19 protein-coding genes and 1 riboswitch are annotated in these 21,908 nt (G+C 36.6%); of the genes, 16 read left to right on the top strand and 3 right to left on the bottom strand.

The features are described from left to right. The first annotated feature begins 13 nt into the window (after nt 1-13). From AB5M32_RS08015 to AB5M32_RS07980, 8 genes are all read left to right on the top strand, one after another. A complete protein-coding gene (locus AB5M32_RS08015) occupies nt 14-385 on the top strand; it encodes a hypothetical protein (protein WP_010719581.1) in 372 nt (123 codons plus the stop codon). Beyond that, the gene (locus tag AB5M32_RS08010) at nt 382-1,149 is read left to right on the top strand and encodes a segregation/condensation protein A (RefSeq protein WP_368024397.1); all 768 of its coding nucleotides are present in this window, start codon (nt 382-384) and stop codon (nt 1,147-1,149) included. Before AB5M32_RS08015 ends, AB5M32_RS08010 begins: the two co-directional genes overlap by 4 nt. Beyond that, the gene (scpB, locus tag AB5M32_RS08005) at nt 1,133-1,708 is read left to right on the top strand and encodes an SMC-Scp complex subunit ScpB (RefSeq protein ID WP_010719579.1); all 576 of its coding nucleotides are present in this window, start codon (nt 1,133-1,135) and stop codon (nt 1,706-1,708) included. Before AB5M32_RS08010 ends, scpB begins: the two co-directional genes overlap by 17 nt. Next, a complete protein-coding gene (locus AB5M32_RS08000; RefSeq protein ID WP_010719578.1) occupies nt 1,708-2,424 on the top strand; it encodes a pseudouridine synthase in 717 nt (238 codons plus the stop codon). The genes scpB and AB5M32_RS08000 overlap by 1 nt, the downstream gene beginning before the upstream one ends. Before the next feature lie 80 nt (nt 2,425-2,504). Continuing rightward, nucleotides 2,505-2,628, top strand: a riboswitch (FMN riboswitch). A gap of 121 nt (nt 2,629-2,749) precedes the next feature. After that, nucleotides 2,750-3,364, top strand: coding sequence for an ECF transporter S component (locus AB5M32_RS07995; RefSeq protein WP_010737347.1), 615 nt, complete (start codon nt 2,750-2,752; stop codon nt 3,362-3,364). 596 nt (nt 3,365-3,960) lie between these two features. Next, complete coding sequence (locus AB5M32_RS07990; protein WP_010719576.1) at nt 3,961-5,484, top strand: YfcC family protein; 1,524 nt, start codon at nt 3,961-3,963, stop codon at nt 5,482-5,484. A gap of 151 nt (nt 5,485-5,635) precedes the next feature. Further along, complete coding sequence (locus AB5M32_RS07985; protein ID WP_034867515.1) at nt 5,636-6,976, top strand: M20 family metallopeptidase; 1,341 nt, start codon at nt 5,636-5,638, stop codon at nt 6,974-6,976. A 285-nt stretch (nt 6,977-7,261) separates the two neighbouring features. Next, nucleotides 7,262-7,987: an alpha/beta hydrolase gene (locus AB5M32_RS07980; RefSeq protein WP_025480478.1), complete on the top strand. Its 726-nt coding sequence runs from the start codon at nt 7,262-7,264 to the stop codon at nt 7,985-7,987. A 375-nt stretch (nt 7,988-8,362) separates the two neighbouring features. Here AB5M32_RS07980 and AB5M32_RS07975 read toward each other — a convergent pair whose 3' ends face one another. Then, on the bottom strand, nt 8,363-8,581 hold the full coding sequence (locus tag AB5M32_RS07975) for a ferredoxin (protein ID WP_010719573.1): 219 nt from the start codon (nt 8,579-8,581) through the stop codon (nt 8,363-8,365). A 30-nt stretch (nt 8,582-8,611) separates the two neighbouring features. On the opposite strand from AB5M32_RS07975, the gene AB5M32_RS07970 reads away from it, so the two are divergent. The 5 genes from AB5M32_RS07970 (at nt 8,612) to rpsA (ending at nt 13,807) form a co-directional block, all read left to right on the top strand. Further along, nucleotides 8,612-9,640, top strand: coding sequence for a helix-turn-helix domain-containing protein (locus tag AB5M32_RS07970; protein ID WP_368024396.1), 1,029 nt, complete (start codon nt 8,612-8,614; stop codon nt 9,638-9,640). Beyond that, complete coding sequence (locus AB5M32_RS07965; protein ID WP_368024395.1) at nt 9,624-11,015, top strand: ATP-dependent DNA helicase RecQ; 1,392 nt, start codon at nt 9,624-9,626, stop codon at nt 11,013-11,015. The genes AB5M32_RS07970 and AB5M32_RS07965 overlap by 17 nt, the downstream gene beginning before the upstream one ends. Before the next feature lie 84 nt (nt 11,016-11,099). Further along, nucleotides 11,100-11,726, top strand: a complete 627-nt coding sequence (locus AB5M32_RS07960) for an SAG1386/EF1546 family surface-associated protein (RefSeq protein WP_010719570.1) — start codon at nt 11,100-11,102, stop codon at nt 11,724-11,726. A 46-nt stretch (nt 11,727-11,772) separates the two neighbouring features. Next, nucleotides 11,773-12,450: a (d)CMP kinase gene (gene cmk, locus AB5M32_RS07955; RefSeq protein ID WP_010719569.1), complete on the top strand. Its 678-nt coding sequence runs from the start codon at nt 11,773-11,775 to the stop codon at nt 12,448-12,450. 124 nt (nt 12,451-12,574) lie between these two features. Further along, the gene (rpsA, locus tag AB5M32_RS07950; protein WP_010719568.1) at nt 12,575-13,807 is read left to right on the top strand and encodes a 30S ribosomal protein S1; all 1,233 of its coding nucleotides are present in this window, start codon (nt 12,575-12,577) and stop codon (nt 13,805-13,807) included. A gap of 311 nt (nt 13,808-14,118) precedes the next feature. Here rpsA and AB5M32_RS07945 read toward each other — a convergent pair whose 3' ends face one another. Both AB5M32_RS07945 and AB5M32_RS07940 read right to left on the bottom strand, forming a co-directional pair. After that, nucleotides 14,119-14,991, bottom strand: a complete 873-nt coding sequence (locus tag AB5M32_RS07945; RefSeq protein WP_063626910.1) for an ROK family protein — start codon at nt 14,989-14,991, stop codon at nt 14,119-14,121. Nucleotides 14,992-15,215: 224 nt separating this feature from the next. After that, nucleotides 15,216-17,159: a sucrose-specific PTS transporter subunit IIBC gene (locus AB5M32_RS07940; RefSeq protein WP_063626912.1), complete on the bottom strand. Its 1,944-nt coding sequence runs from the start codon at nt 17,157-17,159 to the stop codon at nt 15,216-15,218. Between the two features lie 184 nt (nt 17,160-17,343). On the opposite strand from AB5M32_RS07940, the gene AB5M32_RS07935 reads away from it, so the two are divergent. The 3 genes from AB5M32_RS07935 to der all read left to right on the top strand — a co-directional run bounded on the left by AB5M32_RS07935 (nt 17,344) and on the right by der (nt 21,873). Then, nucleotides 17,344-18,783, top strand: coding sequence for a sucrose-6-phosphate hydrolase (locus tag AB5M32_RS07935; protein WP_063626915.1), 1,440 nt, complete (start codon nt 17,344-17,346; stop codon nt 18,781-18,783). A 1-nt stretch (nt 18,784) separates the two neighbouring features. Next, nucleotides 18,785-19,747, top strand: a complete 963-nt coding sequence (locus AB5M32_RS07930; RefSeq protein ID WP_010737356.1) for a LacI family DNA-binding transcriptional regulator — start codon at nt 18,785-18,787, stop codon at nt 19,745-19,747. 815 nt (nt 19,748-20,562) lie between these two features. Beyond that, the gene (gene der / locus AB5M32_RS07925; RefSeq protein WP_010719563.1) at nt 20,563-21,873 is read left to right on the top strand and encodes a ribosome biogenesis GTPase Der; all 1,311 of its coding nucleotides are present in this window, start codon (nt 20,563-20,565) and stop codon (nt 21,871-21,873) included. Nucleotides 21,874-21,908 lie beyond the last annotated feature (35 nt).

Genomic DNA, 21,908 nt, shown 5'->3' with positions numbered 1-21,908 from the left:
GGAAGGTGAAAAAATGTTAACACATTACCGAAAAGAAAATCGTAAAATTGCTATGGGACTGTTAAGTTTTCATAAGAAACTAACGGATAAATCGAATTTACTCAAAGAAATCAATACCTATGAAACAGAAGAAGGATATGAACTTTTTTTCTTCACACCAGAAGGTTCAACGAATATTCAAGGGATTATTGGTGTTTATTGGGGTGAAAATCAGGAATTGATTATTCACGATGTTTCATTGAATCCATCTTATCGGGGAGATCAGATGGGCTTTCAAATGCTTGATGAACTTCAAGAAAAATACCCAGACTTTTCCATACGACCAACAGAGATTACCCGTCCATATCTCGCAAAATGGGTCGATCGAAACAAGAAGAAAGAGTGAATATGGTGACAGAAATCAATATCAAATTAGATATATTTGAAGGACCCTTAGATTTACTCCTTCATTTGATCCAGCAAATGGAGATCGATATTTATGATATCCCGATTGCAACGATCACTGAGCAATACATGAGTTATATCCATACGATGAAAACTCTTGAACTTGCTGTTGCTGGAGAATATCTAGTGATGGCTGCCACGTTGATGGCGATCAAAAGCAAAACTTTGTTACCTGTTCAAGAAGCAATCATTGAAGATGAGTATTGGGAAGAGGACCCGCGTGACGAATTAGTCAATCAATTATTGGAATATCGAAAGTATAAGTATGCTGCAAAGCAGTTAACCGAAAAAGCCCAAGAGAGAAGCTTATATTATACGAAAGAACCAGTTGCAGTAGACGATCTCATTGGACAAGAGAAACCATTGAAACGTGGACAAGTCAAAAAGATTGATTTGTTTCATGCGATGGAAAAAATCTTAGAGCGAAAGAAATTCTCAGAGAAAGTTGAAAAAACGATTACTCCTGATGATACAACAATTGAAGAACGTATCATCTTTATTGAAGAGCGTCTTAAGCAACATCATAAGGGATGCTCTTTTGAGTCTTTTTTTGAAACGCCTTCGAAAACAGAAGTAGTCACTACATTTATGGCTTTATTAGAAATGATGAAAAATGGTCAGATCGTTGCGCAACAAGAAGGAAATTATGAAACAATTATGCTTTATCTAGCAGTAGGAGATACCAAAGATGACAAAATTAAGTGAACTTGAAGCCATTTTATTTATTGTTGGCGAGGAAGGAATCGGGTTAGAAGAAATCAGCTATCTGTTAACTATTACGAAAGAAGAGACAGTGGCTTTATTAACGGAATTAAAAACAAGATATGAAAATGATCCAGCTAGTGCTTTGCATATTTTGGAAACAGAGGCACATGTCGTTTTAACAACCAAAAAAGAGTTAGCGCCATTGTTGAAACGCTATGCCCAAGGGACGTCTAATACTCTCTCACAAGCAGCTGTCGAAACGTTGGCGATCATTGCATATAAACAACCGATTACCAGAGTAGAAATCGAACAAATTCGTGGGGTTCAAGTCTCAGGTGCCATTCAACGGCTAGCTGCTCATCAGTTGATTGAAGAAAAAGGACGCGTGGAAGGACCTGGACGACCTATTTTGTATGGGACGACTCCTTATTTTTTAGATTATTTTGGTCTCAACTCATTAAAAGACTTACCAGATATACAAGCAATGGAGCATTCATTAAACGAAGAGTCTTCACTCGACTTATTCTTTGATGAAATGGATGAAGGAGAACAGATATAATGGAAAGACTACAAAAAGTAATTGCGCATGCAGGGATCACTTCCAGACGTAAAGCGGAAGAATATATTTTGGCTGGACGAGTAAAAGTCAACGGCAAAGTAGTAAAAGAACTCGGAGTAAAAGTTAGCAAACGTGATTTGATCGAAGTAGATGAAGTGCCGATTTATCAAGAAGAATACGGGTACTATTTACTATATAAACCAAAAGGCGTGATTTCCGCTGTTGCTGATGACAAGGGACGAAAAGTCGTAACTGATTTGCTCCCAATGGTGAAAGAACGAATTTATCCAGTAGGACGATTAGATTATGATACTTCGGGTATACTGCTCTTGACTAATGACGGTGATTTTGCGCAACGTTTGACCCACCCGAAACATGAAGTAGACAAAGTATATGTGGCGAAAGTCAAAGGGATTGCTACTAAAACAATGTTATCTCCCTTGACGAAAGGGATAAAAATCGAAGGGAAACGAACTTCACCAGCACGTTACCAAATATTATCTGTGGATCCTAAGACAAATCATAGTATCGTTGAATTGACTATCCATGAAGGTAGAAATCATCAGGTAAAAAATATGCTTCAAGCAGTTGGCTTACCTGTTCAAAAATTAAAACGAGAAAAATACGGCGATTTGACGCTTCAAGGCTTACGCCCTGGCGACTATCGTGAGTTGAACAAAAAAGAAGTCAGCAGTTTATTGAATCAATCAAAATGATTACTTACTTATTATAAGAATAAATGATTGCATTTTTTCTCAAGCGATGTATAATGTAAAGGTAAACAAAATTATAAATGGTTCGTCTTCAGGGGCAGGGTGAAATTCCCGACCGGTGGTTATAGTCCACGACCTACTTTACCTAAGTAGCTGAATCGGTGAAATTCCGATACCGACAGTATAGTCTGGATAAAGAAGATAGAGCTTATTTGACGTAGTTTTTTGCCAAATAACTCTAACTCTCCCTGTTATTGGAGAGTTTTTTTATTTGCAAAAAGTTCGTCGAAAAGTTCGCTGAAGAGGAGTCCTAACAGGAGGATTTCAAATGAAGAACACCCGTGTACAAAAAATGGTCGCTGTGGCATTATTTGCTGCGATCGGATTGGTTTTGCAATATATCGCATTTCCGATCATGCCAGCCTTTAGTTTTTTAAAGATCGATTTTAGTGATATCCCAGTACTGATCAGTATGTTTTTATTTGGTCCAGTTGCTGGATTGGTTACAGCTTTCTTACGATCGATCTTACACTTGATCACTACTGGCTTTTCACCAGATAATTTGGTAGGAGATACAGCCAGCTTTTTAGCAACAGCTATCTTTACCTTACCTATTTTCTACTTCTTCCGTAAGAAGACTCAAGTAGGGAAAAATAAGTTTTTAGGTGTGATTTCTGGTACGATCGCAATGACGATCTTCATGAGTGTCGCAAACTATTTTGTGATTACCCCATTGTACCTTATGTTTTTAGGTTTAAATGCTAATCAAATGTTAGGGATGCCGTTAGCTAATTATGTCCTGATCGGAATCGTCCCATTTAATATCATTAAAGGATTTATCGTCAGTGCTGCCTTTTTGGTTTTACACGCAAAATTATTGCCATGGTTAAGTCGGAAACAACACCAGTTGGCACAAAGACATACAGTGACGAACAACAAATAAATAGTACAGCAGCTCATGCTCGTTTATCCATTTTCAGAGGGAAGCATGAATTGATGCCACTTTCTTAATTATTTTATCATTAAAAAAATCAGTCAAGGCTCCTTAACTTTTACAATATAAAAAGTTAAGGAGCCGTTTTTGTCAGTACTAGTATTTCTGAAAAAGTAGTCCAACGATTAGAAAAAAAGGGGATGAGAAAATAAAAATTGTTTTTTCTAAAAAGAATTCAAGGAAATAAAAAAATATCGGAAATTTTAATGAAAAAAAATTCATTAACCTACATTGTGTAAGCGTTTTATAAACAGTGTTTGAGTATTTCTTTTGTTTATGCATAAAAATGTATTTTATGATACAAAATGTGAAATTAATCACTTTTTGAATGATAAATAGTTTTGTTATAATGGAAGTGGAAAACGCTACAATTGTATTGAAAAAGCTTTACCTTAAATTTCATAGAGAAAGGAGTGAAAGCAGGATTTTTGAATAAAATTTGCCAAATCAATAGGTTATTGTTTTGGTTATCGTATTCTTTTTGATAAAATAACTGATGGAATCACTCTTATAAGATTCTAATGTTACAAGAAAGGGAGAAGAACATGGAACAAACAAAGAAGAAACAATTTCAAATGCCTTCAGCGTATACGGTCTTATTTATTATTATTGCGATTATCGCTGTACTAACTTGGTTCATACCAGCTGGACATTATAGTGTCAATGATGCAGGCAACATCATTGCTGGATCATATGAACGAGTAGAGCAAAATCCTCAGGGGCTATGGGATATCTTTATGGCACCGATTAATGGGATGCTAGGTGTACCTGCTGGGGAATTAACGAAAGAAACACCGGCTGCTATTCCAATTTCATTCTTTATTTTAGTTGTGGGTGGTTTCTTAGGTATTATCAATAAAACTGGTGCTTTGGATGCAGGGATTGCTTCCGTTGTAAAACGCTTTAAAGGGAAAGAAAAAATGTTGATCCCTGTGTTGATGATCTTATTTGCATTAGGTGGTTCAACTTATGGTATGGCGGAAGAAACTATTCCGTTCTATGCTTTATTGATTCCTGTTATGATGGCTGTTGGGTTTGATACAGTTGTTGCAGTAGCTATCGTTTTAGTAGGGTCACAAGTTGGTTGTTTAGCTTCAACCGTTAATCCATTTGCTACTGGGGTCGCTTCTCAAGCAGTTGGTATCTCAATGGGTGAAGGAATCGGGTTACGTTTCTTGATGTTCGTGGTACTATTGGCTATCTCAATTGCTTATGTCTACCGTTACGCATCTAAAGTGGAAAAAGACCCAACGAAATCACTTGTATATAAACAACGTGAAGAAGACATCAAACATTTTGATATCGATTCAATTGGTCGTCAAGAATCAATTACTAAAAGACAAAAACATGTAAATATCCTATTTTTCATTACCTTTGGTATTATGATCATTAGTTTGATTCCTTGGACAACATTGAATAAAAACTTTACGATTTTTGAATCATTAACTAACTGGTTAACAGGGTTACCTGTAGTCGGAACTGTTTTAGGTAAAAACATGCTTCCTTTAGGAGAATGGTATTTCCCAGAAATTACCATGTTGTTCTTAGTGATGGCTATTGTAGTGGCAATCACTTACGGAATGAAAGAATCAGTCTTTATTTCTGAATTCTTAGCAGGAGCTTCAGATTTGATCGGTGTTGCGATCGTGGTAGCTGTTGCACGTGGTATCCAAGTTGTGATGAATAATGGTTTAATCACTGATACGATCTTACATTGGGGTGAACAAGGATTAAGTTCATTGTCATCTAGTGTCTTCTTGATCTTAACGTTTATCTTCTATATCCCTATGTCATTCTTGATCCCATCAACTTCTGGACTAGCAGCAGCTACTATGGGAATCATGGGACCAATGGGTGAATTTGCAGGCGTTGGTAAAGATCTAGTTATCACTGCTTATCAATCAGCATCTGGTTTGGTCAACTTGATCACACCAACATCAGCAATCGTTATGGGGGCTGTTGCGATCGCTCGTTTTGATATTTCCGTTTGGTGGAAATTCACAGGAAAATTGATTGCTATCCTATTTGTAGCCATTTGTGTTATCTTAGGTGTAGCGGCAATGTTATAACAAAGTAGACAAAACCGTTGACTTAGAGTGTACATGGTTTTTTACTTGATGTGAATGGACAAGATCCAAGCTCAACTATTTATTGTTTGAAAAAAGAGGTTGTGTCTGTTGTTTTGACATAACCTTTTTATTATATTAGGAGGCTAGTAACATGAAACAATTTGTAACAAAACAACATCATGAACAAGCATTGGAATCTTTAAATGAATTGATTCGAATCCCTTCAGTTCTGGACGAATCAGATACTGGTGAAGGGCATCCTTTTGGGACAAAAGTGATCGAAGCATTGGATAAAGTGTTAGAAATCAGTGAAAATCTAGGATTTAAGACATTTAAAGATCCAGAAGGATATTATGGTTATGCGGAAGTCGGATCTGGCGATGAGCTATTTGGTATCTTGTGTCATATGGATGTCGTTCCAGCTGGCGATGAAAACAATTGGGATTCTAAACCATTTGAACCAACTGTCAAAGATGGTTGGTTGATTGGACGAGGATCACAAGATGACAAGGGACCTTCCATCGCTGCAATGTATGCTGTCAAAGCTTTGATGGATGCAGGCGTTGAATTTAATACACGTATCCGATTTATTTTTGGAACCGATGAAGAAAACTTGTGGCGTTGTTTAGATAAATACAACGAAAAAGAAGAAGGTATTACGCAAGGATTCGCACCAGATGCAGAGTTTCCATTGATTTATGCTGAAAAAGGATTACTACAAGCTTACCTAACTGGACCGGGAACATCTGAATTTTCAGTTAAAGCTGGTGGCGCACTGAATGTCGTTCCAGATGCAGCTCCTTATGCTGGTGAAAAATTAGCTGAAGTCAAAGAAGCATTGAAAAAACATGGATTTGACTTTGAAGATCAAGGAGAATCAATTGTCGTTCTTGGAAAAAGTATCCATGCCAAAGATGCAGCAGAAGGTGTCAATGCAATCTCTCGTTTAGCGATTGCTCTTTCTGAAGTATTTGATTTTGCTCCAATCAACTTCTTAGGTCAATTAGTTCAAGAAAATGCTACTGGTGAAAACGTGGTAGGAAAAACAGTGGATGAACAATCTGGCGAATTGACAATGAACTTTGCTAGTCTGGAAATCACTCCTGAACAAACTAAAATCGGGGTCGACATGCGTATCCCAGTAACTTTCAAAAAAGATGAACTCGTAGAAAAACTAACAGAAACTGCTAAAAAGTATGACTTGACTTATGAAGAATTTGACTTCTTAGATTCCCTTTATGTTCCATTAGACAGTGAATTGATCAAAAATCTTTTAGGAACTTACCGTGATATTACTGGTGATATGACTGAACCATTTGTATCTGGCGGTGCAACTTTTGCGCGGACGATGAACCAATGTGTAGCATTTGGTGCAATGTTCCCAGATACCCCTGATTTTATGCATCAGGCAAATGAACGTTGGGAACTAAGCAGCATGTACAAAGCAATGGAAATCTATGCAGAAGCTGTTTACCGTTTGTGTGGAAAATAATCATTTGAAATGCTCAACTAAATACACTTTAGTTCAATAGAGAACGAAACTGCTCTCTTACTGTTAAAGGCTGATGAAGGTCAATGTACATTCATCAGCCTTTTTTTTGTTATAGTGGGTCTTGTTGAGGGGAAGAGTCAGGTCTAAGAAAGATCGCATTTAGTGCCACTGGCTAAACAAATTTATTCTTTTTCAAGAAAAAAGAGTTGCAATTTATTCGTATTTTATTTAGTGTGAATTTATAATCGATCAATAGGTACGATAAAAGGAGAATAGGTGAGAGATGTGAAGATATTTAAGCGAGTATTAATTGGTATAATTATTTTTTTGGGGCTAGCAGGAGGCGCTGGGTACTACTATTTACAACAAAATACCTATGAACCATCTAGTCAAGCAAGTCAAATAGCCCAAAATGGAAAGGATAAAAAAGATTATTTATTTTTTGAGACGAAAGAAAAAAGTCAAAAACCACTGGTTATTTTTTATCCAGGTGCTTTGGTTGAACCAGCTAGTTATAGTGTCTGGGCTGAACAATTAGCAAAAAGTGGGTACTCCGTAGCAATCGCTAAGATGCCTCTTGACTTAGCCATACTTAGTGGGAATAAGGCAGATAAGATCAAAGAAGACTTTTCAAATCGAAATTATGTGATTGGTGGACACTCATTGGGGGGCGTCATGGCGAGTCGTTATGCTAATCAGCATTCTTCTGACAAACACTTAAAAGGAATCTTTTTCTTAGCAAGCTATCCTGATGAAAAAGGTACATTGGCGAAAACGACATTACCTGTATTAAGCCTGACTGCTTCTAATGATAAAGTCTTGAATCAAAAAGCCTATGAATCAGCTAAAGAATATTTACCTGAGCAAACAGAATATGTTTCGATTAATGGAGGAAATCATGGCGGATTTGGCAGCTATGGGGAACAAAAGGGAGACGGTAAAGCTAAGATTACAAACGAAGACCAACAAACAGCGATTACCAATACGTTAATCAATTGGTTAGGAGAATAGAGTTCCAGACCTAAATCTTACAGCTCACTTTAAAAATGAGTAAAAAGTGTGCATCAGCTCTTTGAAAAAAGCTTGAATTTTTTTAAACATGAGAAACTGTTAAAAAAAAATTCAAGCTTATTGTTATCGTAGCTTCCCGCTTCTTTCATGACTTTATCTAAGGCAGTTCAGAAGTCCATTTATCAGAAACTTTGCCGAAGAGCTACATAAGTCACAATCTTTATATAAATAGACTAGAGATAAATCAACTCAAACTTTCACTTGAACATAGAAAGAAATTTGTTCAAACACCATTTCCAGGTCAACTGCCTACTTTTCAAATCATCATTATTAGAAACACTTACATTGATCTATATTCATTTGGTTAACTAGTTTTCATGATTTCTCTAATAAAATAGCTCTTACTGGACATTTTTGATAAGCTTTTCTGACGGCTTCCTCGTCAGTTTGAGAAACAAATTGCTGATGAGCTTCTGGTTCTTGCGCAAATAAAACGATTCCTTCTTCATCATAATCAAAGATATCTGGGGCTTCAATTTGACAAAGACCACAAGCGATACAGCGCTCAGGTACTAATTTACATAGTAATGACATTTTGACCATCCTATTCTTAAGGGGAGTAATATGACTTCATTTATTTTAGCTTTATTTTCAACAAGAAACAAGTTAAGGATCAGCTCCTTATACCAAGTTATCACAGGAAAACGAACGAGTTCGGTATTGATTTATAGTTTTTTAAACCATTTATTATTTATACATGGTAGTTTTCCTAAAATGAATCAAGAAGAATTTACACGTATCATTGACCAATTAGTTGACCAAAAGTTCCTTATTCAGCTAGAAGATGGCGTGATGATCACTCATTTAGGTGAAAAAGCTTTAGCAGAAGAAATAATTGATCTAGAAGGGCTCCATTATGATCGTTATGGAAGAACCGCTGAGAATTGTTGGCGGTTGATCAAGTTTGCTGTTCAAGTTGTCTCTCATCTGGCAAATAATAAAAAGGAATACTTACCGATTGAAACTAGTCCCTATTATACTATCCAAGTAAAAAAATGGTTAGCTGACACACAACTAGATCGACAAACCTTAGCAAAAAAATTAAGCCAAGAACTGAGTGAAATCTTTTCAACGATGACATCTGAATCGGCTAACTTTCTGGCCAATCAATTTTCAGGTATCCAGTCACCTGGTCTATTAACTTATCAATTAACAGAAATAACCAATGAAGTGCAACGTGAATTGTATGAAGCAAAGCAAGTACACCTGCTGCTAAAAACAATCGAAGAAAAAAAAGATTCGTTGCTTTTTCAATTGGTTTCACCACTACTTATGCAAAACTTCAATCAAAGTATGTTAACGACGAGAAAACTGATTTTATCTGGATGCTCAATTGATGAAGTAATGAAGATACGTCATTTAAAAAGAGGAACAGTAACCGATCATTTGATCGAATGGCAACTTTATTTAACTGATTTTCCTTATCAAAAAATGATCACCAAGCAGACATTTAAGCGACTAAGTCAACTATCGAACATCAAAGAATGGAATTATCGAGAATTAAATGAAGTCGTACCACTAGACTATGGAGAGTTTCGTTTTTATCAAATTGGTGTATTGAAAGGGGAACTGAAGAATGTCGCTGAAGGATGAACTACAAAAACGTTTTGGATTTACTTCGTTTCGTTCAGGACAAGAAGAAATCATCCAGTCTTTATTGAATGACCAAGATGTCCTCGCATTGTTACCTACAGGAAATGGAAAAAGTCTATGCTACCAACTGACCGGTTATCTGCGTGAAGGAATGGTTATCATTGTTTCACCTTTGCTTTCATTGATGGAGGATCAGGTGATGCAACTACAGAAACAAGGAGAAAAGCGAGTTGTTGCTTTCAATAGTTTACTATCTAGAACAGAACGATATTATGTGTTAAATCATTTGTCCAATTATAAATTTTTATTTTTAAGTCCAGAAATGTTGACGCAAAAAGATGTGATAGAACAATTACAAAAACAAAAAATTGGGTTATATGTGATCGATGAGGCGCATTGCGTTTCTCAGTGGGGGGTAGATTTCCGTCCGGAATACCAACAACTAGGAGAAATTGCTCAGAAATTAGGCTCTCCAGTAACGCTTGCCTTGACAGCAACCGCTACTACAGCCGTGCAACATGATATTGAAACTGTCTTGTTTCAAGAAGTGCCAGTTCGAATTATCCATTCGGTTAATCGACAAAATATTGCTTTATATGTCAAAAAGACTTCCCAAAAAGAAGCTGATCTAGAGGACCTGATGAAACAAGCAAAAGGCTCGATGATTATTTATTGTGCGACAAAGAAAGAGGTAGAGCGTTTGTATCAGCTATTTCGCTCACGTTTTACTATCGGCTATTATCATGGTGGATTAGAGGCATCACAAAGGCGACAGTTGCAACAACAATTTAGTCAAAATAAACTTCAATTTTTGATTGCGACGAATGCTTTTGGTATGGGCATCGATAAGCCAGATATCCGTTATGTTGTCCATTACGATTTACCAGATAGTTTAGAAAATTATGTTCAAGAAATCGGGCGTGCGGGAAGAGACCAACAGGCGAGTGAAGCGATTCTTTTATACAAAGAAAATGACGAACGCATTCATTATTTTTTTAATCAACTTTCTAGAGAACAACGACAAAGTTTTGAAATTTATCTGCAATATCATAGCAATGAACAAGAACAATTCGATGAGATTCAACAAAAATGGTTAGAAATAATTGCACAAACGAGCAATCCGCAAGAGTGGTTAAATCGGCTAAAACGTCAAGAAAAAGAAAAGGAATATCGACTACAACAAATGCTTCATTATGTCAATGCAAAGACTTGTCGAAGAGCGCTGATTCTTGAATACTTTGGGGAGAAACTGATAAAAAAACCAGAAAAATGTTGTGATATTGATGGAGCGGTCCTTACGAGTCAGGAAAATAGAGAAGTCAGCCCATCTGTAGAGCTAAAACAGTGCCAAGATATTTTACTAAATTTATTTTAAAAAAACATTGGATAGAAAATTTATAAGACAATCGTGTTCTGGCTATGGTATAATATTCACGATAGAAATTAGGAGGTTAATAAGGTGAGCAGAAAAGATAGACATCATTCATCAGAAAATAATGAAACACAAGAGCCATGGGAACAACCGATTTATGACACTGAAGACGAAGTTTCTTCAAGAAGTTCTCAACGACAACAAAAGAAAGGCAACACGCTGTTTTTGTCTCTCTTCTTAGTATTATTAGTATTGTGTATTGCAATTCCAGCGGGAGCTTACTTCTGGATTAGAAATGGGTCTTCCAATGCTTCAAGTGCATCATCAACTACAACAACGTCTTCTGTAGTGGAAAGTACGACCTCATCAGAAGTATCATCAACAAAAGAATCAAGTACGGAGCCTGAAAGCACTACTCAGACAGAATCAGTAGTAGCAAGTACACCACAAAGTACTACTGTACCAGAGGAAACAACGCCTTCGACAACGTCTACTTACCAACAAGAAACACAACCAACTAGCACGGTAGAAGAAGCGACAACACCATCCTCTTCGGCTGCTGCAGATGGATCAACAGTGACTGTTCAACCAGGTGACGGACCTAAACAAGTAGCTGAACGTGCCGGGATCACTATTGATCAATTATTTGCATTAAATGGTTTAGATCCAAATAATTATATGATTTATCCTGGACAACAATTAAAAGTTAAATAATCTTAGCCGCGATCTGCGGCTTTTTTTTTGAAAAGGGAGTTATAGCATGACACAAATCAGTATTGCAATAGATGGACCTGCTTCGTCAGGTAAAAGTACTGTTGCAAAAATTTTGGCAAAAGAATACAACTATATTTATACCGATACAGGCGCCATGTATCGTGCCATTACGTATCTAGCGATAAAACATCAAGTACCTTTTGGAGATGAAGAGCAACTCGTAAAGCTGATCCAAGCCTATCCAATCTCTTTTATCCAAGAGACAGACGGTCAACACGTTTTGGTGGCAGACCAAGATGTAACTACAGAAATTCGTCAGCCAGATGTGACCAAGGCAGTTTCTGAAGTTTCTGCTCATCAAAAAGTACGTGAAGCACTGGTTTCGATCCAACGTAAAATTGGTGAACATGGTGGGGTTGTAATGGACGGCCGAGATATTGGTACTTCTGTTTTACCTCAGGCAGAAGTGAAAATATTTTTAGTAGCAAGTGTAACAGAACGGGCACAAAGACGCTATAAAGAAAATATTGAAAAAGGGATACCAACAGAGTTGGAAACTCTTACGAAGGAAATCCAAGAGAGAGATCATTATGATTCTACAAGAAAAGTATCCCCTTTAAGACAAGCGGATGATGCCATTCGAATCGACACTACTGGAAAATCGATTACGGAAGTTGTCCAATCCATCAAAAAAGTGGTCACAGAAAAAGGCTATCTTTTGTAAAAAGGGAAAAACTCAGGATTTTTAGGGTAAACCAAACGAAATCGCTTTATTTTTTTTTAATAATCAATTAAACTAAAATTAGTACCGTTGTTACGGCAGAATGTTGGTTAGGAGGACAAATGTTATGACAGAATTTGAACAAAATCAAACAGAAAACAGTCAATCAATGGAAGATGCAATGAATAGCGTCCAAGAAGTAAACGTTGGAGACGTTGTATCCGGCGAAGTTTTAGTAATCGAAGATAAACAAGTTGTGGTAGGAATCGAAGGTGCCGGAGTTGAAGGCGTCGTTCCTGCTAAAGAATTGTCTACTTCACCTGTTGAAGATATCAACGAGGTAGTAAAAGTAGGAGATACTCTAGAACTTGTAGTTATCAGTACTATCGGAAAAGATAAAGAAAACGGTAGCTATTTGCTTTCAAAACGCCGTTTGGATGCCAAAAAAGTTTGGGAAGATATCGAAAAAGATTTCCAAGCAGGTAATATCATCGAAGCACCTGTGACGAATGTCGTAAAAGGCGGCTTAGTCGTTGATGTAGGTGTTCGTGGTTTTGTACCAGCTTCAATGGTGGAAGATCATTTTGTTGCTGATTTTTCAGAATACAAAGGTCAAACATTGGCGTTCAAGATCGTTGAGATCGAACCTTCAGAAAACCGTTTAATTCTTTCACACAAAGCAGTTGTGGAAACGGAAAAAGAAGAAAAGAAAAAAGAAATTCTAGCCAATATTCACGAGGGAGACGTTATCGACGGACGAGTAGCTCGTATTACTGATTTTGGTGCTTTCGTTGATTTAGGTGGAATTGATGGATTGGTCCATGTTTCTGAGATCTCACATAGCCATGTGGCGAAGCCTAGTGATGCTTTAGCAGTTGGGGATGAAGTAAAAGTAAAAGTTCTTTCGATTAATCCTGAACAAGAACGTGTTTCTCTTTCAATTAAAGACACGTTGCCTGGGCCTTGGACTGATATTGAAGAAAAAGCCACTGTTGGTTCAGTTTTAGATGGAAAAGTGAAACGTTTGACAAGCTTTGGTGCATTTGTAGAAGTATTCCCAGGGGTAGAAGGTCTGGTTCATATTTCTCAAATCTCTCACAAGCACATCGCTACACCTCATGAAGTACTTCATGAAGGGGATGAAGTGCAAGTAAAAGTTTTAGAAGTACATCCTGAAGAACATCGTATTGCCCTTAGCATCAAGGCTTTAGAAGAAAAACCAGCATCGGAAGAAGAACCAAAAGATGTTGAAACCTATGAATTACCAGAAGAAAATACTGGTTTCACAATGGGTGATCTTTTAGGTGATGCTTTGAAAGAAGAAGTCGAAGAAACGACTACTGATGATTCAGAAAAATAAAATTTTTGAGTGTTCATTCTAAAAAGAATGAAATGAGACAAAAAGATCAATCAATGTTTACAACATTGATTGATCTTTTTCTGTTATTATCACTAGAACTAGTTAAACTCACAAATCGAGTGAAAGATAAAACCAACTGCTGTGAGAAGGGATAAGGAATACCTAATAAAGTACATCGTTTAGACCATACCCAATGGCTGTGCAAATGCCATATTGTATTCACAATTGGAGATATTAGATAGATGATTTGCTTAAACTATTTATCAGAGCTGGAGATTTCTGTCAAACTACTATCAAAACTCTATCATTGTTTAATTAGAAGCTATTTTTTGGGCTAGCCCTAAACAACCGATAATTCCAGCTTGATCTCCTAATTTTGGAAAAACAATATATTCTTCTATTTTCGGATGAGCAACATAATTCTGATTAAGTTTTGAAAATTCACGATGAATTTTCTCTTGTAAGTGTACTTGTTTCATTACACCGCCACCTAGAATGATAATATCCGGTGAAAACATCATTGTAGTATTATGAATGCATTGGGCAATGTAAAAAGCTTCCATGTCCCAAAAAGGATGATCTTCCTTTAAATCTTGACCTTTAATTCCTATTCTCTTTTCGATAGCAGGTCCTGCTGCCATACCTTCTAAACAATTTTGATGATAAGGGCAGTTACCCTTAAAGTGATCGTCAGGGTGATTACGTACAATCATATGTCCCATTTCCGGATGACTGAATCCCTCGATAAATCTTCCATTTTGCAGTGCACCACCACCTATACCTGTGCCAACTGTATAATAAACAACTAATGAATGGTCTTGACCATGTCCAGCTATATATTCTCCATAAGCTGCAGCATTGACATCAGTTGTCCAATAAAAAGGAATTTTCTCAAAATTTCTTTTTAGATAACCAATAAAATCAAAATTTCTCCACGGTATTTTAGGTGTTGAGGTTATATATCCATATGTTTTCGATTCAGGATGGATATCAATAGGTCCGAAAGAACCAACAGCAATGCTGGACAATTCTGTTTCATATTTTTTGAAAAAAGAAACAACTTGTGGCATTGTTTCTCCTGGATTCAAAGTTTCAAAACTCACTCTCTCAATAACCTCTAATTGTGCATTACCAACTGCACAGACAAATTTTGTTCCTCCTGCTTCAATTGCACCGTATAGCATAAAACATTTCTCCTTATAGTTAAAGATGATTTCATGGGCAGTTATGCATTTAACCAATTTATTGTTCAGATTTTTAAAGAATTTAACTCGTTTATTTGTTATTTTCTTTTGAAAAATCGCTATTATTCCAGTTAATACATACATCAGATCGCGCATTGCCCTTTAAATTATCCGTTTATTGATGTTTTGGTTAGAAAGAATAATCAGTACTATTGACTATTACATTATTCAACTTCAAGTAAATCAGTAGTAGCGGTAACTGTTCCTTTAATAAGTGGTGTCACTTTTGAATAATATGCGGTATTTGTCACAATAACCATTGTTGTATCATCAAGTCCTGCTTCTTTAATTAGCGTACGATCAAACGTTCCAAGGATATCTCCTTTTTTTACTTTTTGATTAGCAGTAACTTTTTGTATAAATCCTTTACCGCCCATCGATACGGTGTCAATACCAATGTGAATCAGTATTTCAGCGCCATCATTCGATTTAAGACCGTAAGCATGTCCAGTCTCAAATGTAACTTGAATAGTACCGTCTACTGGAGAATAAACAGTGTCCCCAGTTGGTTTAATCGCAATACCTTTTCCCATAGTCTCTGAAGAAAATACTGGATCATTTACTGCATCAAGTCCAATCACTTCACCTGCAAGGGGACTAACGATTGTCTCTGAAGAATGATTTGTTTTAGTAGGTTCGCCAGAAGTAACTGTGGATTGTTGGGTGTTTTCTGAATGATTCGTCACTGTTTGATCCGTAAGAGCTTCTGCTGCAAAGATGCCTGAAGCTTTTGTTTTTCCATAAAAGTAAGTAATTGCAAAAGCAATCGCAAAGCTAATTAATTCACATAGTAAATAAAATGGGATAGAGGTTGCATTAATTGAAAGAAATCCAAGAAAACCTGCTGAACCAAGTGATACAGCAACTACTTTCAGTAGACCTGCTACTGCAGCGGCAACTCCCGAACCAATTAAAGCACAGAAAAATGGGAAACGATATTTTAAATTGACACCAAACAGAGCTGGTTCAGTAATTCCAAGAAGAGCTGATACCCCTGCAGAGGAAGCAAGACTTTTTGTTTTAGCATTTTTAGTCAAGAACCAGATGGCAAATGTTGCAGCACCTTGGGCAACGTTCGCCATAGAAGCAACTACAAATATAAAGTCTCCATGTCCAATACCATTAGTCCATGCTGAAAGTAACTGCGTTTCAATTGCAGGAAATGATTGATGAAGACCTGTCATAACGATTAACGAGTAAGTTCCACCAAAAATACCCATTCCAATAAATCCGGTTGCATTATATAGCCAAACGATCGCATCTGTAATCCCGTTAGAAAGCAATAACATGACAGGGCCGATGACTGTGAAGGTTAGAAAGCCGGTAATGATTACAGATAATAAGGGGGTAAATGTAAAGTCAACGGATGATGGAAGTTTTTTGTGAAAAAACTTTTCCAGTATTGATAATAGCCAAACAGCTGCTAACACAGGAATGACTTGATAAGCATAGTTAGTTTGTGAGACATGATAACCAAAAATATTCCAATATTCCATAGAACCACCAAGTTGTGGTGTTGTCATAATCATTCCAATTGCAGCACCAAGGAACTGGTTGGCTCCAAAACGTTTAGCAGCGGAAATACCAACTAGAATAGGTAAAAACATAAATGGTGCAGCGGACATCAGTTGGATCATTGAGGAAATACCTTCAATCGCAGGATACATTTCTTCAATTGATTTTGGTCCAAAAAGTCCAGCAGCTGTTAAAAAGTTTTGTAATGCCATTAATAAACCACCTGCAACAAGGGCAGGTATAATTGGAACAAAAATATCTGATAATAATTTAATTAATGCCATAATGGGGTTGAATTTTTTATCTTTACTAGCAATTTGTTTTAAATCATCTGTTGAAATTTCCGAAAGTCCAGTTTTTTTGATAAGTTCGTCATAAACGAAATTAACATCACCTGCACCGATAATCACTTGATATTGTCCATCAATTTTAAATGTGCCTTTCACATCTGGATTTTCGTCTAAAGCTTTTTGATTCACTTTCGTGTCATCTTTTAGTACGAGACGAAGACGTGTAGCGCAGTGTGCAGCTGCAATAAGGTTATCTTTTCCGACCGCTTGTATTACGTCGGAAGCTACTTTACTGTAATTCATTCGAATCACTCCTTTTTTATTTTTACGTGAAAACGGTTCACTGAAATGCAAATTTATTTTAGCATATCTTAAAAATATGTCAAACGTTTGTCATATAATTTGTTTTTTTAAATGAAATGATTGATTTTTCAACGGAAAACGTTTACCATACTAGTTGTAAAAAGATAAATTGAAGGAGTAAAATATGAACCTACCTCGAGAAATACGATATCGTGCTTATTCTGATTGGACTAAAGATGAGATGGATAAAGTTAAGGATAATGTAAAACGATCACCTTGGCGTGCTAGCTATCATATCGAACCTAAAACAGGATTGTTAAACGATCCTAATGGTTTTTCTTTTTTTAACGGAAAATATACGCTTTTTTATCAAAATTGGCCATTTGGAGCTGCTCATGGGTTGAAAGAATGGGTGCACACTGAATCAGAAGACTTAGTTCATTTTCATGTAACAGGAGCAGAACTTCTTCCAGACACAAAACGAGATAGCCACGGCGCTTATTCCGGTTCTGCATATGAAATAGAGGGGAATCTATTCTTACTCTATACAGGAAACGTTCGAAATGAAAATTGGGAACGTGATACACTTCAAATCGGAGCATGGATGGACAAAGACTACAACATTACGAAAGGTGAGAATGTTCTTATTCATCCACCTGCTGATGTAACTGATCATTTTCGTGATCCACAAATGTTTAATTATGAAGGACAATTGTATGCGATTGTTGGAGCACAAAATTTAGAAAAATCAGGCTTTATCAAACTTTACAAAGCGACTGACAATAACGTGGAAACATGGGAAGAAGTTGGCAACCTTGATTTTGGCGGCACTGGTTCAGAATACATGATTGAGTGTCCAAACCTGGTATTTGTAGACAAAAAACCTGTTCTTATTTATTGTCCTCAAGGGTTGGATAAATCTGAGCTTAATTATGGAAATATCTACCCAAATACTTTTAAGATCTGTCAATCGCTTGACATAGAAAAAGTAAAACTTGTGGGCACTTCAGAAATTCAAAATCTTGATTATGGATTTGAAGCGTATGCGACTCAAGGATTCAATACTCCTGATGGTCGTGCTCTGATTGTCAGTTGGATTGGACTACCTGATATCGATTATCCAACTGATAAGTATGATTATCAGGGAGCAATGAGTCTTGTAAAAGAACTTTCAATAAAAGATGGTAAACTTTACCAATATCCAGTAGAAGCTATTACATCATTACGTGCTAGTTCTGAACAATTTACAGCAAAAGCAGAAACAAATAATACTTATGAGCTTGAACTAACTTTTCCTCCAAATCAGAAATCGGAGTTACTTCTTTTCTCTGATAGTAAAGGAAATGGGCTTAGTTTGATTGTAGATACCAAAGAAGGAAAAATTATTTTAGATCGCAGTAAAGCAGGCATTCAATATGCCACTGACTTTGGTACGATTCGTGAATGCTCAATTGATACTAAAGAAACAATTGCTAACATTTTTGTAGATAATTCAATCATTGAGATTTTTATTAATAAAGGAGAAAAAGTATTTACTAGTCGCGTATTCCCTGAGAAACACCAAAATGGTATTCAACTTAAATCAGGTGAACCGACTGGAAAATACTTTGAATTAAAATATTAATATGGTAGCAAAATTATCTGATGTCGCTGAACTAGCTGGAGTTAGCCCAACTACCGTTTCACGTGTCATTAACAATAAGGGATATCTATCGGAAAAAACAAAACAAAAAGTTCATGAAGCTATGAAAACTCTTGGTTACAAACCTAATAATCTAGCACGTGGACTTCAAGGAAAGTCACCCCAACTTATTGGGCTTATTTTTCCTAATATCAGTAATATCTTTTACTCTGAACTGATTGAGTATCTGGAAATCGAATTATTCAAACATGGCTATAAAACAATTATTTGCAATAGTCAGAACGATCCTGCTAAAGAGCGGGAATATATTGAAATGCTTGAAGCGAATCAAGTTGATGGGATTATCTCATCTAGTCATAATCTTGGAATTGCTGATTATGAGCGTGTGGGAGCACCTATTGTCGCTTTTGATAGAAACTTAGCTCCCAATGTTTCCATTGTTTCTTCAGACAACTTTGAAGGTGGAAAACTGGCTGCTAAAACGTTACAAAAAAATGGTTGTCAAAATAGTATTATGATTACAGGAAATGACAATACGGATTCTCCAACAGGGTTACGTGCGCTTGGTTTTTCTTTTCAAAATCCAAATGGCAAAGTTTTCAAAATTCCTAATAATCTCTCTACGATTCGTCGAGAAATGGAAATCAAGTCGACGATCCTAAGTCACAAACCAGATGGTATTTTTGTTTCTGATGATCTAACAGCCATTCTTACTATGAAAATTGCTCATCAGCTTAAACTTAATATCCCAGAAGATCTAAAAATTATTGGCTATGATGGAACATCTTTTGTTGAGAAATTTTTCCCACAATTGACCACAATCAGACAACCAATTGATGAAATCGCAAGTCTGATTGTTGATGTTCTTCTGAAAAAAATGAAGAATGAAAAGACAAGCAAGGATTACATTTTGCCAATCTCATTACTTCCTGGAGGGAGCATTTAACGTCAAATTCTTTTCTTGATGTTTATCACATTCGTTCAAAAAAATTTGGAGCTGATCGCTTCTTTCATGACCTTATCCACATGGTTCAAGAAGTTGCTTTGACAAAAAATTGCCGAAGAATACCAAAAATAGGAGGAACTATTTTTGGATTCTTCGGCTTATTTCTCATAGCTAGATATGGCACAACCTTTCCGACTGTAGATTAATGAAATATGCATGTCCAGTTTTACAAGCTATTTAAAAGAAAAAGGACGTTAATAATTTCTGGTAAACATGAAAATAATAATTTGAGTTTGAAAATCAATATTTTTGGGCATCAGGCTATATTGTAGGCACAGTGGGACTAATGAAGTGACCATAAGAAAACACAGGCTAGAATAAGGAATTAGGATATTGCGCTAGATAAACTGAGAGTTTGAGAATATGAAGATCGTTGAAAGAATGAGAGTGAAGAAAAGAGCTTTCACATATCATGAAACAATAAAAAGAGTAGAAAATGAAAACGAGAGAAACAAATTATGCTATAATCAAATGTCACTGATCGATTTTAAGTTCAGTAGTGTGTGAATATTTAGGCTAACGCTCATCTAGCGGTTCTGAATATGGTTTTTAGGGTTATTTGAACAATGTAGTTCTTTAACCAAAGAAACAAGAATAAAAGATGGTTTCCTAGGGTTCAATATTCACTTTGATGTTTTATGAAAAAAAGTTGTCCAATGAATAAATACTTGCGTAATTTTAGCGAACAATGCTTGAAAGTTCGCAAAGCTTTCGTTACACTAAGTAAGATTGGAAACTTGTGAGGAGGAAAAAATATGGCAAATCCAACAATTGCAATCGTTGGCCGCCCGAACGTCGGTAAGTCTACGATTTTTAACCGCATCGCTGGCGAGCGTATCTCGATTGTCGAAGATACTCCAGGAGTAACTCGCGATCGTATTTATGCTAAAGGCGAATGGTTAGGTCGAGAATTCAGTGTGATCGATACAGGTGGGATTGATTTAGGTGACGAACCATTCATGGATCAAATCAAGCATCAAGCAGAAATCGCGATTGAAGAAGCAGATGTCATCATCTGTGTTGTCAGCGGACGTGAAGGGGTCACCGATGCAGATGAAGTAGTAGCAAAAATTTTATACCGTAGTAATAAACCTGTGATTTTAGCAGTTAACAAAGTGGATAATCCCGAAATGCGAAACGATATTTACGAATTTTATTCATTAGGATTGGGTGATCCATATCCAGTGTCAGGGAGTCACGGTTTAGGGATCGGCGACGTATTAGATGAAGCAATTAAACACTTTTCAAATGATGGGGAAGAAGAAGAGGATGATACGATCAAATTTAGTTTGATCGGCCGCCCAAATGTTGGGAAATCTTCATTGATTAATGCGATTCTAGGAGAAGAACGAGTGATCGTTTCGGATATAGAAGGAACAACTAGAGATGCTATCGATACTCACTTTGTATCTGATAACGGTCAGAAATTTTTAATGATCGATACTGCAGGAATGCGTAAGCGTGGAAAAGTATATGAAAATACCGAAAAATACAGTGTGATGCGTGCGATGCGTGCTATTGACCGTTCCGACATCGTTTTGATGGTTTTGAATGCTGAAGAAGGAATCCGTGAGCAAGACAAACGGGTAGCTGGATACGCTCATGAAGCTGGACGTGGTGTGATCATCGTGGTAAACAAATGGGATCTTGTCAAAAAAGAAACCAATACGATGCGTGATTTTGAGCAAGAAATTCGTGAAGAATTTCGTTATTTAGATTACGCGCCAATCGTCTTCGTATCAGCAGTCACAAAACAACGTTTAGAACGTTTACCTGAAATGATCGAAGAAGTAAGCATGAATCAAAACTTGCGTGTGCCGTCTGCTGTCTTGAATGATATCATCATGGATGCAGTAGCGATCAACCCGACTCCAACAGATAAAGGGAAGCGTTTGAAGATTTTCTATGCTACGCAAGTGGCTGTAAAACCACCAACCTTCGTCGTTTTTGTTAACGAAGAAGAGTTGATGCATTTTTCTTATGAACGTTTCTTAGAAAATCAAATTCGTAAAGCATTTACTTTCGAAGGAACTTCGATCCGAATCATTCCAAGAAGACGAAAATAGGCATTTTACCACATCGGCAGATTTTTTTCAAAAAA

The sequence above is a fragment of the Enterococcus sp. C57 genome (assembly GCF_040887305.1).
In the GTDB taxonomy this organism is placed as follows: Bacteria; Bacillota; Bacilli; order Lactobacillales; family Enterococcaceae; genus Enterococcus_B; species Enterococcus_B hirae.
This window is presented reverse-complemented; position numbering and strand designations above follow the sequence as displayed.

Bases quoted from the DNA above. Each gene is read 5' to 3' on its own strand.
- AB5M32_RS07940 (WP_063626912.1), bottom strand. From the start codon at position 17,159: ATGAATTACAGTAAAGTAGCTTCCGACGTAATACAAGCGGTCGGAAAA.
- scpB (WP_010719579.1), top strand. From the start codon at position 1,133: ATGACAAAATTAAGTGAACTTGAAGCCATTTTATTTATTGTTGGCGAG.
- cmk (WP_010719569.1), top strand. From the start codon at position 11,773: ATGACACAAATCAGTATTGCAATAGATGGACCTGCTTCGTCAGGTAAA.
- AB5M32_RS07995 (WP_010737347.1), top strand. From the start codon at position 2,750: ATGAAGAACACCCGTGTACAAAAAATGGTCGCTGTGGCATTATTTGCT.
- AB5M32_RS07945 (WP_063626910.1), bottom strand. From the start codon at position 14,991: ATGCTATACGGTGCAATTGAAGCAGGAGGAACAAAATTTGTCTGTGCA.
- AB5M32_RS08015 (WP_010719581.1), top strand. From the start codon at position 14: ATGTTAACACATTACCGAAAAGAAAATCGTAAAATTGCTATGGGACTG.
- AB5M32_RS07935 (WP_063626915.1), top strand. From the start codon at position 17,344: ATGAACCTACCTCGAGAAATACGATATCGTGCTTATTCTGATTGGACT.
- AB5M32_RS07970 (WP_368024396.1), top strand. From the start codon at position 8,612: ATGACTTCATTTATTTTAGCTTTATTTTCAACAAGAAACAAGTTAAGG.
- der (WP_010719563.1), top strand. From the start codon at position 20,563: ATGGCAAATCCAACAATTGCAATCGTTGGCCGCCCGAACGTCGGTAAG.
- AB5M32_RS07975 (WP_010719573.1), bottom strand. From the start codon at position 8,581: ATGTCATTACTATGTAAATTAGTACCTGAGCGCTGTATCGCTTGTGGT.
- AB5M32_RS07930 (WP_010737356.1), top strand. From the start codon at position 18,785: ATGGTAGCAAAATTATCTGATGTCGCTGAACTAGCTGGAGTTAGCCCA.
- AB5M32_RS07985 (WP_034867515.1), top strand. From the start codon at position 5,636: ATGAAACAATTTGTAACAAAACAACATCATGAACAAGCATTGGAATCT.
- AB5M32_RS07965 (WP_368024395.1), top strand. From the start codon at position 9,624: ATGTCGCTGAAGGATGAACTACAAAAACGTTTTGGATTTACTTCGTTT.
- rpsA (WP_010719568.1), top strand. From the start codon at position 12,575: ATGACAGAATTTGAACAAAATCAAACAGAAAACAGTCAATCAATGGAA.
- AB5M32_RS08000 (WP_010719578.1), top strand. From the start codon at position 1,708: ATGGAAAGACTACAAAAAGTAATTGCGCATGCAGGGATCACTTCCAGA.
- AB5M32_RS07990 (WP_010719576.1), top strand. From the start codon at position 3,961: ATGGAACAAACAAAGAAGAAACAATTTCAAATGCCTTCAGCGTATACG.